Genomic DNA, 11,579 nt, shown 5'->3' with positions numbered 1-11,579 from the left:
CGGGCGGCTCAGATCTGCCGGATGTCCTTTTCCTTCTCGACGAGCAGTTCGTCGATTTTCTTGATCGTCGCGTCCGTCAGCTTCTGCACGCGATCCGCCCAGTCGCGGCCCTGGTCCTCGCCGATCTGGTGCTTCTTCTCGAAGCCCTTGATCGTCTCCATTCCGTCGCGGCGCACGCCGCGCACCGCGACGCGCGCACCCTCGGCATATTTGCCGGCGGCGCGGGCGAGTTCGTTGCGGCGCTCCTCGGTCAGCAGCGGCAGCGGCACGCGGATGATCTGCCCGTCCGGCTGCGGGTTGAGGCCGAGCCCGCAATCGCGGATGGCGGCGACGGTCGCGTTCACCATGCCGCGATCCCAGACCTGAACGGTCAGCATGCGGCTTTCCGGCACCGCCACGGTGGCCACCTGGTTGAGCGGCATCAGCGTGCCGTAGGCCTCGACCTTGACCGGATCGAGCAGGGCGGGGTTGGCGCGGCCGGTGCGCAGGCCGGAGAATTCGCGCTTCAGCGTTTCCATCGCGCCGTCCATCCGGCGTTGCAGGTCGGCGAGCAGGGTGTCGAGATCGGCGTCCATGGTGGGCTCCTAGCGCTGTTCCACGATGCGGGTGAACTTGCCCTCGCCCCGCATGACGCTGGCGAAGGCGCCCGGCGCGTGGATGTTGAAGACGATGATCGGCAGGTCGTTCTCGCGGGCGATGCTGATCGCGGCCGCATCCATCACCGAAAGATCGCGGGCGAGAACGTCGTGATAGGTGAGTTCGGCGTAGCGCTCGGCGCCGGGCACCTTGCGCGGATCGGCGGAGTAGACGCCATCGACCTGGGTGCCCTTGAGCAGCGCGTCGCACTTCATCTCGACGGCGCGCAGCGCTGCGGCGGTATCGGTGGTGAAGAACGGATTGCCGGTCCCGGCGGCGAAGATCACTACGCGGCCCTTTTCCATGTGCCGCTCGGCGCGCCGGCGGATATAGGGCTCGCAGACGGCGGACATCGGGATGGCCGATTGCACCCGCGTCGCCACGCCGCGCTTCTCGAGTGCGGACTGCATGGCGAGCGCGTTCATCACGGTGGCGAGCATGCCCATATAGTCCGCCTGGGCGCGGTCCATCCCGCCGGCGGCGCCGGAAATGCCGCGGAAGATGTTGCCGCCGCCGATCACGAGGCAGACCTCGACGCGCATGGCAACGACATGGGCGATGTCCTGGGCGATGGCTGCCACCGTTTCGGTATCCAGGCCGTAATCGCGATGGCCCATCAGGGCTTCGCCGGAAACCTTGAGCAAAACGCGCCGGTAGCGCGTGTGGTCAGTCTGGTCGTGCGGGGTCATGAGGGCGTTTCATCCGATTCCGCTGAAAGACGCAAGGCGGGAGGCGTTGTGCGCGGCACCGTCGGCATGGCGGGCGAACAGCTCGAACAGGCGGCGGGCCACCGGGCCGGGCGCCCCGTCGCCGACCGCCGCGCCGTCGAGCCGGACCATCGGCTTCACATAGGAGGTGGCGCTGGTCAGGAAAATCTCGCGCGCCGCGCGCAGTTCCGCCTCGGTCAGGCCGCGCTCCTCGAAGCGGATGCCGGCCGCCTCCATCAGCGCGATCACCGCGGCGCGGGTGCAGCCCGGCAGGATGTGATGATCGAGATGGCGGGTGCGCAGCACTCCCCCGGCATCGACCGCCCAGACGGTGGTGGACGAACCTTCGGTGACATTGCCGTCCCGGTCGACCAGGATCGCCTCGTAGGCGCCGGCCTCGCGCGCCTTCTGCTTGGCGAGGCAGTTGGGCAGCAGGTTCACGGTCTTGATGTCGACCCGGCCCCAGCGGATGTCCGGCACGGTGATGGCCGTGCCGGTCCAGGCGTCGATATCGCGCGGGAAGGCTGCGCCGTGCCGCGCGGTGATGACCAGCGCCGGTGCCACGTCGCGCGGGAAGGCATGGTCGCGCCGGGCGACGCCGCGGCTCACCTGCATGTAGACGATGCCCTCGCGGATGCGGTTGCGGCGCACCACCTCGCGCAGCACGGCGAGCAGGGCGGCATCCTCCATCGGTTTCGCGATGGCGAGTTCGCGCAGCGAGCGGGCGAGGCGGGCGAGATGCAGCCCGGTATCGACGAAGCGCCCGTCATGGATGTGGATCACTTCATAGACGCCGTCGCCGAACTGGTAGCCACGATCCTCGACATTCACCGCGGCGTCGCGCTGGGGAACGTAGCGGCCGTTGACATAGGCAATGCGACTCATGGTTCAGGGGCCTTCATGATGGTGGGGGTGGGCCGGCTCTCGCCGATGCCGAGCAGGGCAACGCCGAACAGCGCCATCAGCACGCCGATGATGATCACCAGCAGCCGCAGCCGGTAGGAGACAAGATTGCTCCCCAGCCCTGCATCCTTCGCCACGAGTTCGGCGGCGCGGCCGAGCCCGGCGCGGTCGGGGGCAAGGGTTGCCAGCGTCTTGCGCGCGCTCACGCCCAGCAGCGGGCGGGCAGCGGCGAGGGCCGAGGCCATGGACGCCGGATCGCCGGAGGCGGCGGCACGGGCAATCGCCTGCTCGGCGAGAACGCCGCGCATCGCCGGAATCGGCACCGCAAAGGTGGCGAACACGCCAATCAGCGTGATCATCAGAAAGGCGGTCAGCATCAAGCCGATCCGCTGGGCCGAAATCCGCATCCGCTCCGCCATCGTCATACTCCTTGCCGGTTTCCGTTCCATGCGACCCGGCCGCCGCCGCGTCAATCGGGGCGGATCTGCGCCGCGGCGGTTGACAGGGGGCGCGGCTCTTTCCATAAGCCCTTGCAACATCCTGAACAGCCCGAGAACCGTGTCATGAAAGTCCGTAATTCACTTCGCTCTGCCAAGGTCCGCGACAAGAACTGCCGCGTCGTGCGCCGCCATGGCCGGGTCTACGTGATCAACAAGAAGAACCCGCGGATGAAAGCCCGCCAGGGCTGAACCGCTGCGCCGGTCCGCCGGCGCCCCACCGCGCGCGTAACGACGCCCGGACCGCAAGGCTCCGGGTGATTTCGTTTCGTGCTTCCGGTGCATGCCGGCGGATGCCCTCTTTCCGTTTCGGCCCCGCGATATTATCTCACGCGTGGGTGATGGGGAGTGTAAAGCCGTGATAGCCTTGCCGCAGCCAAAGACAGATGTGCTCGCCCGGCGCGATGCCGTGCATGAGGGCTTGCGTGCTCTCCTGCCCGCACGGGCCGTGATCACCGATCCATCCCGGCTCAAGCCCTATGAAACCGATGGCCTCTCCGCCTACCGGCAGATGCCGCTGGCCGTCGTCCTGCCGGAATCGACCGAACAGGTCGCCGCGGTGCTGCGCTTCTGCCACCAGAACGGGGTGCGGGTCGTCCCGCGCGGGGCCGGCACGTCGCTCGCGGGCGGCGCCCTGCCGCTGGCCGACGCCGTGGTGGTCGGGATGATGCGGATGAACCGCATTCTCGACGTGAACTACGCCGACCGTTACGCGGTGGTGCAGGCCGGCGTCACCAATCTCGGCATCACCAAGGCCGTCGAGGCGGATGGCTTCTTCTACGCCCCCGACCCCTCCAGCCAGCTCGCCTGCATGATCGGCGGCAATATCGGCATGAATTCGGGCGGCGCGCACTGCCTGAAATATGGCGTGACCGCGAACAACGTGCTCGGCATCAAGCTGGTCACCATCGAGGGCGAAATCCTGGAACTCGGCGGCGCGCATCTCGATACCGCCGGCTATGACTGGATGGGCATCGTGATCGGCAGCGAGGGCCAGCTCGGCATCGCCACCGAAATCACCGTGCGGCTGCTGCGCGCACCAGAAGGCACCAGGGCGATGCTCGCGGCGTTCAAGTCGAACGAGATTGCCGGGCGCTGCGTCGATGCGATCATCGGCTCCGGCATCATTCCCGTGGCGCTGGAATTCATGGACCGTCCGGCGATCCATGCCTGCGAGGCCTTCGCCAAGGCCGGCTATCCGCTCGATGCGGAGGCGATGCTGATCATCGAGGTCGAGGGCTCGGTCGAGGAGCAGGATTCGCTGCTCGGGCGGATCAAGGAAATCTGCGCCCGGTTCGACCCGATCAGCCTCAAGGTCTCGCAATCGGCCGAGGAATCGGCGGCGATCTGGAAGGGACGCAAGGGCGCGTTCGGCGCGATCGGGCGGATCAGCCCGGACTATCTCTGCATGGACGGCACGATCCCCACCAGCACCCTGCCCGAGGTGCTGCGTCGCATCGGCGAGATGAGCGAGCAATACGGGCTCGGCGTCGCCAACATCTTTCACGCCGGCGACGGCAACCTGCACCCGCTGATCATGTTCGACGCCAACAATCCCGAGAGCATGCACAAGGCCGAGGCTTTCGGCGCCGATATCCTCAAGCTCTGCGTCGAGGTCGGCGGTTGCCTGACCGGCGAGCATGGCGTCGGCGTCGAGAAGCGCGATCTAATGAGCGTGCAGTTCACCGAAACCGAGCTGGACCAGCAGCGCCGCGTCAAGACCGCCTTCGACGCCGGCTGGCTGCTGAACACGGCGAAGGTGTTTCCGCTCAAGCCGGGCACGGAAACGGCGCCGATGCCGCACGCGGCATGATCGCTCCCTCCGACGAAGCCGGGCTGGTCGCGGCGATCGAGGCAGCGGCGGCGTCACGCACTCCGCTGACCATCGAGGGACTCGGCTCGAAGGCCGGGTTCGCCCGTCCGGTGCAGACGGCGGAAACGCTCTCCACCCGCAACCTCACCGGGATTCCGCTGCATGCGCCGCAGGAACTCATCGTCTCCGCGCGCGCCGGCACCACCCTGGCCGCGCTCGAGGCGAAGCTTGCGGAAGCCGGCCAGCACCTGATCGCCGAGCCGCCGCATTACGCCTTTCTCGGCGCCGAGGCGCAGACAGTGGGCGGCATCATCGCGACCAACCTGTCCGGTCCGCGGCGGATCGCCTGGGGCGCGATGCGCGACCATGTGATGGGCATCCGCGCCGTGACCGGCCGGGCGGAGGTGATCCGCTCCGGCGGGCGCGTGCTGAAAAACGTCACCGGTCTCGACCTCTGCAAGCTGTTCACCGGCTCCTACGGCACGCTCGGCGTGATGAGCGAGATCACGCTGAAAGTGCTCCCCGCCCCCGAAGCAACCGGCACCGTGCTGCTGGCCGGGCTTGATGCGGCAACCGCCGTCAAGGCGCTGTCGGCGGCGCTCGGCTCGCCCTTCTCGGTGACCGGCGCCGCGCATTTGCCGGAAGGTGCCGCCGCAGCGCTGGGTCATGCGCGCGCGATCACCATTGCGCGGATCGAGGATTTCACCGACTCGGTTCATTACCGGATCGGCCGCCTCGCCGAAATCTGGGGCGCGTTCGGCACGGTCGAGCAGCTCGACACCTCGGCCAGCCTGGGGCTGTGGCGCGCGGTGCGCGACGCAGCACCGCTTGCCGTGCGCGATGGGGACGCGGTCTGGCGCATCTCGGTGCGGCCATCGGCCGGCCCCGCGGTTCTCGAGGCGGCGCGCGGCGCCGGGCTCGACGGATATCTCGACTGGGGCGGCGGCCTCGCGTTCCTGAGCGGACCGGGGACCGAGGCGGCCCATACCGCGATCGCCTCCGCCACGAGGCGCGCCGGCGGCGAATGGTGGCTGCTGCGCGCGCCCGACGCGCTGCGTCATCACCCCGACGCGCTGCAACGCGAGCCCGAGGCGATGGCCGCGATTCGCCGCCGCGTCGCCGCCGCGTTCGACCCGGCCGGGATTCTCAACCCCGGGCGGCTTCACGCCGCCTGAGCAGGAGCAGCGGGCGCCCGCGCCCGAGGACGAGGACACATGCAAACCAATTTCACGCCCGATCAGCTGGCCGATCCCGACATCGCGGTGGCCGACCGGATTCTGCGCTCCTGCGTGCATTGCGGCTTCTGCACCGCGACCTGCCCCACCTTCGTGACCGTCGGCGACGAGGATGACAGCCCGCGCGGCCGCATCTACATGATCAAGGACATGCTGGAGACCGGCGCGCCGGCGAGCGAGCCGGTCGCCTTCCATCTCGATCGCTGCCTGTCCTGCCTGTCCTGCATGACGACCTGCCCCTCCGGCGTCGACTACATGCACCTGATCGACCATGCCCGCACGCGGGTCGAGGAAACCTATGAGCGCCCGGCGCATGACCGGGCGCTGCGCAGCCTGCTCGCCGCGATCATGCCCTATCCCGCCCGCCTCCGGATGGCGCTGCGCGCCGCATCGCTCGGGCGGCTCGGCCGCTTCCTGGTGCGTGGCGAGGGGATGCTGATGCGGCGGCTGCGCGCGATGCTCGACCTCGCGCCGGCGACACTGCCGCCGCCGAGTTCGACCGAACGGCCCGGCGTATTCCCCGCGACCGGCGAGCGGCGCGCGCGCGTCGCCCTGCTGGCCGGCTGCGCGCAGCAGGTGCTCGATCCCGGCATTCACGACGCAACGATCCGCCTGCTCAACCGTATGGGTGTCGAGGTCGTCGTTGCAGCCGGGGCAGGATGCTGCGGCGCCCTCACCCACCATCTCGGCCGGCATGACGAGGCGCTTGGATTTGCCCGTGCCAATGTCGCCGCCTGGATGCGGGAAATCGGCACCGGCGGGCTGGACGCGGTGGTGACCGATACATCCGGCTGCGGCACCGTGCTGAAGGATTACGGCTTCCTGCTCCGCGACACGCCGGAAGCCAAGGATGCGGCGCGGATTTCCGAACTCGCGGTCGACATCACCGAACTTCTGCTCCGGCTCGACTACAAGCCGAGCCGGACACCGGCAGCACCACTCACCGTGGCCTATCACGCGGCCTGCTCGCTGCAACACGGCCAGCGCGTGACCGACGCGCCGAAAACCCTGCTACGGCGCGCCGGCTTCAGCATCGCCGAGCCGAAGGATCCGCATCTGTGCTGCGGTTCCGCCGGCACCTACAACATCCTGCAACCGGAAATGGCCGGGCAGCTGCGCGCCCGCAAGCTCGGCACGCTGCACGCGCTCAAGCCGGACCTGATCGCCGCCGGCAATATCGGCTGCCTCACCCAGCTTGCCGGCGACGGCCTGCCGACGATCCACACCGTGGAACTCCTCGACTGGATGGCCGGCGGGCCGCGCCCGGCGCGGCTGCCGCAAGCCGCCGGCGGCTGAAACCAGCCGGGCCGCGCCGCGTTCACCATGTATTAGGCTCCGGCATGGCATATGCCGGAGATGCGCGCTTCGGCCGATTATGCATTCCAGCGAAAATCGCCACCCGCGTCCGCCTATGCGGGCATGGCGCTGGCGGCTGCCGTTATTACCGTTCTTGCATCCGCCACGACCATCCCTGCCGTTCTGCACGGAACGCTGATCGACCCTGACAGCTACATGCGGCTGGTCCGGCTCCGCCAGGGGCTTCATGCGGGTCACCTGCTCAACGTCGTCCGGCGCGACGATTCGGGACAGTTGCTGGTGGTCGAGTGGTCTCGGCTGTTCGATGCCTGGATCATGGCACTCGCCGCGCCGCTGGCGCCGCTGCTCGGCTGGCACCGCGCGCTGTTCGCCGCAGGGGTCGCCACCGGCCCGCTCTCGGCCGGCCTGCTGGCCGCAGCACTCGGTTTCGCCGCAGCGCCGCTGACCGAAGGGCGCTGGCTCTGGGCACCGGCGATCATCGCGCCGCTTTTGCCCGGCATTCGCAGTTTCAACGGCTTCGGCGTGGTGCATTACCATATCGCGCAGGTCGCCCTCACCGCGCTTGCACTCGGCTGCACGCTGCGGGCCGGCCTCGGCGCCCGGCGGATGGGCTGGGCGGCCGGGATGTTTGGCGGCCTTGCGATCTGGCTGATGCCGGAGACGATGCCCTTCGTCATGCTCGGCTATAGCGCACTGGGCTATGCGTGGCTGTTCCGCCCGCTCGGCGCCACGCTCGCCCGTCTCGGCGCCGGTTTCGCCGCGATCTTGTGGGTCGCGCTCTGGATCGACCCGCCACATGGCGGGTGGCTGACGCCGGAAATCGACCGGCTGTCGATCGTTTATGCGATGCTGGGGCTCGCCGTCTCGATCGTCGGAATCTGCCTTGCCGGGCTCGACCGCAAGGTGCACGGCAATTTGCGCATGGGCCTTGGCATCGCCGCCGCGGGGACCGCATTCGCGGCATGGCTCGCAACCTACCCGACCGTCGCACTTGGCCCCTATGCGCTGATCCCCGTGCGGGAAATGCACGCCTTCTTCGGCGGGATCATCGAAGACCAGCCGGCCACGACGCTGTCGCTGGCTGCAAGCCGCCTTGCGCCGGGATTGCTCGCCTTGGCCTATGCCCTGCATCGCGCCTGGCGCTGCCGGCACGCGCCGGACATTGCGGGGCTGTGGCTGATACTCATCGCTGGCCTTGCGCTGGCGCTCGGCCTGACCGCGCGCATGATGATTTTCCAGCAATATCCTGCCGCCTTTGCCGTCGCGCTGGCGCCCCTCGCGCTCGACGACATTTCACGGCATTTCGCCGCCCGTCCAAGCCGCGCCGCGCTGCTGCGGGTGGGGCTGGTCTGGGCGCCTGTTGTGCTTGTCTATGTCCCCGGCATGGCGGCTGCGGCGCTGCGGCCAGACCCGGCGAAACCGGCGGGCCACTGCTCGCTGCAATCGGCCACACGCCTGCTGGCGCCAACGGCAGGCCAGATCGTGCTGACCGACCCAGGCCTTGTTCCCGAACTGATTTATCGCACGGAGGCCATCGGCGTGGGCTCGCTCTATCATCACGGGCTCCGCGCGTTCATGCGCGATCGTGCCGCCTGGCGAACGCCGGCGGGCGCGGCCGAACCTACGGCGGTGCGGGCAACCGAGGCGACGTTCGTGCTCTTCTGTGCCGCACGGGGCAATGATTCCGCCCTTGTCGCGGGCGCCAAGCAGGGTGCGCTCTGGCACCTGCTGGCGGCCAACACGCCTCCACCGTGGCTCAAGCGTGTGGGCCAGGCAGGTGGCTATCAACTGTACCTTATTCGACAGCAGGCCAAACCGTGATGGCCGGGAGATCAATAAACAACCCCTGAAACTCAGGAATGAGTTTCAGGGGTTGGATCTTCAGATAAATGCCGGGCCCGTCGGTTCGGCGGTTGTCTTGGACAACTTTCCGGTCCTGATGGATTGGAACGTGCTCTAATCGACCTCCTGCGGCGGCACCGACTCTTCCTGATCGCCGTCCGGCTTCGGCAGGGCTGGTTTCGGCGCTTCCGCGATGTCGAACGCAAGTTCGCCGTCACGGACCGTCACCTTCACCGCGCCACCGGTGGCGAGGCGGCCGAACAGCAACTCTTCGGCGAGCGGCTTCTTGATTTCCTCCTGGATCACGCGGGCCAGGGGCCGCGCGCCATAGAGCGGATCATAGCCGCGTTCGGCGAGGAATTCCTTCGCCGCCGAGGAGAGCTCGATCGTGACATTGCGATCGGCGAGCTGCGCCTCCAGCTGCATCACGAACTTCTCGACGACACGGGCAACGATTTCCGGCGTCAGCCCGGAGAACGGGATGATCGCATCGAGACGGTTGCGGAATTCGGGGGTGAACAGCCGCTTGATCGCCTCCTCGTCCTCGCCGATGCGCACCTCCCGGCCGAAGCCGATCGCGGTCTTGGCCATGTCGGCCGCACCCGCATTGGTCGTCATGATCAGGATGACGTTGCGGAAATCGACCGTCTTGCCGTTGTGATCGGTCAGTTTGCCGTGGTCCATCACCTGCAGCAGGATGTTGAACAGGTCCGGATGCGCCTTCTCGATCTCGTCGAGCAGCAGGACGCAATGCGGATGCTGGTCGATCGCATCGGTAAGCAGGCCGCCCTGGTCGAACCCGACATAGCCCGGCGGCGCGCCGATCAGGCGGGAAATCGAGTGGCGTTCCATGTATTCCGACATGTCGAACCGGGTCAGATCGATGCCCAGCGTCGAGGCGAGCTGACGGGCGACTTCCGTCTTGCCGACGCCGGTGGGGCCGGAAAACAGGTAGCAGCCGATCGGCTTCTCGGCGTCGCGCAAGCCGGCGCGCGCCAGCTTGATCGCGGCGGAAAGCGCCTCGATCGCCGAATCCTGCCCGAACACCATCGATTTCAGATCGCGCTCCAGTGTGCGCAACGTTTCCTTGTCGTCGGCGGAAACCGATTTGGGCGGGATCCGCGCGATCTTGGCGACGATTTCCTCGATATCCCGCAACGTGACCGTCTTGCGCCGCTTGTTCTCGGGCAGCAGCATGCGGGACGCCCCGACCTCGTCGATCACGTCGATCGCCTTGTCCGGCAGCTTGCGGTCATGGATGTATTTTGCCGACAGCTCCACGGACGCACGGATGGCCTCTTCGGTGTAGCGGACCTTGTGGTGCTTCTCGTAGGTCGATTTCAGGCCGCGCAGGATTTTCACCGCATCGTCGATCGTCGGCTCGTTGACATCGATCTTCTGGAACCGGCGAACCAGCGCCCGGTCCTTCTCGAAATAGGACCGGAACTCCTTGTAGGTGGTCGAGCCGATGCAACGCAGCGCGCCCGAGGACAAAGCGGGTTTCAACAGGTTGGAGGCATCCATCGCACCGCCCGAGGTCGCACCCGCGCCGATCACGGTGTGGATCTCGTCGATGAACAGCACGGCGCCGGGCGTGTTTTCAAGCTCGGTGACGACGGCCTTCAGCCGCTCCTCGAAATCGCCGCGATAGCGGGTGCCGGCCAGCAGCGCCCCCATGTCGAGCGCATAGATCGTCGCCTTGGCCAGCACTTCGGGCACCTCGCCATCGACGATGCGCTTGGCCAGCCCCTCGGCGATGGCGGTCTTGCCGACGCCCGGATCGCCGACGAAGAGCGGGTTGTTCTTCGAGCGACGGCAGAGGATCTGGATCGTCCGCTCGATCTCGCTATCGCGGCCGATCAGCGGGTCGATCTTGCCGGCCTGCGCCTTCTTGTTGAGATTGACGCAGTAATTCGACAGCGCGTCCTGACCGCGCTTCGGCTTCTGCTCGGGCTCGGCCTCGCTCGATTCCGCACTGCCCGAGGGCGTGCGCGGCGCCGAGCGCCCCGGCGACTTGGCAATGCCGTGACTGATGAAATTGACCGCGTCCAGCCTTGTCATGTCCTGCGCCTGCAGGAAATACACCGCATGGCTCTCGCGCTCCGAGAACAGCGCAACCAGCACATTGGCGCCCGTCACCTCGTCCCGCCCGGAGGACTGCACATGGATCGCGGCGCGCTGGACGACGCGCTGGAACCCGGCGGTCGGCTTCGGATCGCCGCCCCGGTCGGTGGCGAGACCGGCCAGTTCCTTGTCGAGGAATTCGGTTGTTTCGCGGCGCAGCCTCTCGATGTCGACACCGCAGGCGCGCAGGACGGTGAGCGCATCGGCGTCGTCGATCAGGCCCAGCAGGAGATGCTCCAGCGTGGCGTATTCGTGCCGGCGTTCCGCAGCGAAACCAAGGGCACGATGCAGCGTCTGTTCAAGGTTGCGAGACAGCATATCCGAAACTCTCCAAGCCGGACTTCCGTCGGGCCGCACTTGCGGCCCTGGTCAAGCCCGATGCGGCCGAAACCGCGTTTACATCGCCGGGCCAGAGAGTCTGGCCCTCCGCCCGGCCTGTCGCACTACTGACATGATAGACCGAAAAACTTTCGCAATGGTGACTGCGGACAACACGCCCATGCCG

Annotated in this window: 10 protein-coding genes; 5 read left to right on the top strand and 5 right to left on the bottom strand. The window is 67.6% G+C overall.

What is annotated here, in order from left to right; translation table 11 throughout:
• Nucleotides 1–8 precede the first annotated feature (8 nt).
• Genes frr through B7Z76_RS06365 form a run of 4 tightly spaced genes read right to left on the bottom strand, consistent with a single transcriptional unit; the run spans nt 9 to nt 2,665 of the window.
• Complete coding sequence (gene frr / locus B7Z76_RS06380; RefSeq protein WP_291342825.1) at nt 9–575, bottom strand: ribosome recycling factor; 567 nt, start codon at nt 573–575, stop codon at nt 9–11.
• 9 nt (nt 576–584) lie between these two features.
• On the bottom strand, nt 585–1,325 hold the full coding sequence (gene pyrH / locus B7Z76_RS06375; RefSeq protein ID WP_174503630.1) for a UMP kinase: 741 nt from the start codon (nt 1,323–1,325) through the stop codon (nt 585–587).
• A gap of 9 nt (nt 1,326–1,334) precedes the next feature.
• Entirely contained in the window at nt 1,335–2,228 is an 894-nt protein-coding gene (locus B7Z76_RS06370; protein WP_291342823.1) for a D-amino-acid transaminase, read from the bottom strand.
• On the bottom strand, nt 2,225–2,665 hold the full coding sequence (locus tag B7Z76_RS06365) for a hypothetical protein (protein WP_174503628.1): 441 nt from the start codon (nt 2,663–2,665) through the stop codon (nt 2,225–2,227). The genes B7Z76_RS06370 and B7Z76_RS06365 overlap by 4 nt, the downstream gene beginning before the upstream one ends.
• A gap of 144 nt (nt 2,666–2,809) precedes the next feature.
• Between B7Z76_RS06365 and ykgO the strand changes: the two genes are divergently transcribed.
• From ykgO to B7Z76_RS06340, 5 genes are all read left to right on the top strand, one after another.
• Nucleotides 2,810–2,935, top strand: coding sequence for a type B 50S ribosomal protein L36 (gene ykgO, locus B7Z76_RS06360; protein ID WP_048863340.1), 126 nt, complete (start codon nt 2,810–2,812; stop codon nt 2,933–2,935).
• 166 nt (nt 2,936–3,101) lie between these two features.
• A complete protein-coding gene (locus B7Z76_RS06355; RefSeq protein ID WP_291342819.1) occupies nt 3,102–4,556 on the top strand; it encodes an FAD-linked oxidase C-terminal domain-containing protein in 1,455 nt (484 codons plus the stop codon).
• On the top strand, nt 4,553–5,731 hold the full coding sequence (locus B7Z76_RS06350; RefSeq protein WP_291342817.1) for an FAD-binding protein: 1,179 nt from the start codon (nt 4,553–4,555) through the stop codon (nt 5,729–5,731). The genes B7Z76_RS06355 and B7Z76_RS06350 overlap by 4 nt, the downstream gene beginning before the upstream one ends.
• A 39-nt stretch (nt 5,732–5,770) precedes the next feature.
• Nucleotides 5,771–7,087 carry a glycolate oxidase subunit GlcF gene (glcF, locus tag B7Z76_RS06345; RefSeq protein ID WP_291342815.1) on the top strand — a complete coding sequence of 439 codons (1,317 nt, stop codon included), beginning with the start codon at nt 5,771–5,773 and terminating at the stop codon, nt 7,085–7,087.
• Nucleotides 7,088–7,147: 60 nt separating this feature from the next.
• On the top strand, nt 7,148–8,929 hold the full coding sequence (locus B7Z76_RS06340; protein ID WP_291342813.1) for a hypothetical protein: 1,782 nt from the start codon (nt 7,148–7,150) through the stop codon (nt 8,927–8,929).
• Between the two features lie 135 nt (nt 8,930–9,064).
• Here the strand turns inward: B7Z76_RS06340 and clpA are convergent, their stop codons facing one another.
• A complete protein-coding gene (gene clpA, locus B7Z76_RS06335; protein WP_174503624.1) occupies nt 9,065–11,392 on the bottom strand; it encodes an ATP-dependent Clp protease ATP-binding subunit ClpA in 2,328 nt (775 codons plus the stop codon).
• Nucleotides 11,393–11,579 lie beyond the last annotated feature (187 nt).

Source organism: Acidiphilium sp. 20-67-58 (assembly GCF_002255515.1).
GTDB lineage: Bacteria > Pseudomonadota > Alphaproteobacteria > Acetobacterales > Acetobacteraceae > Acidiphilium.
This window is presented reverse-complemented; position numbering and strand designations above follow the sequence as displayed.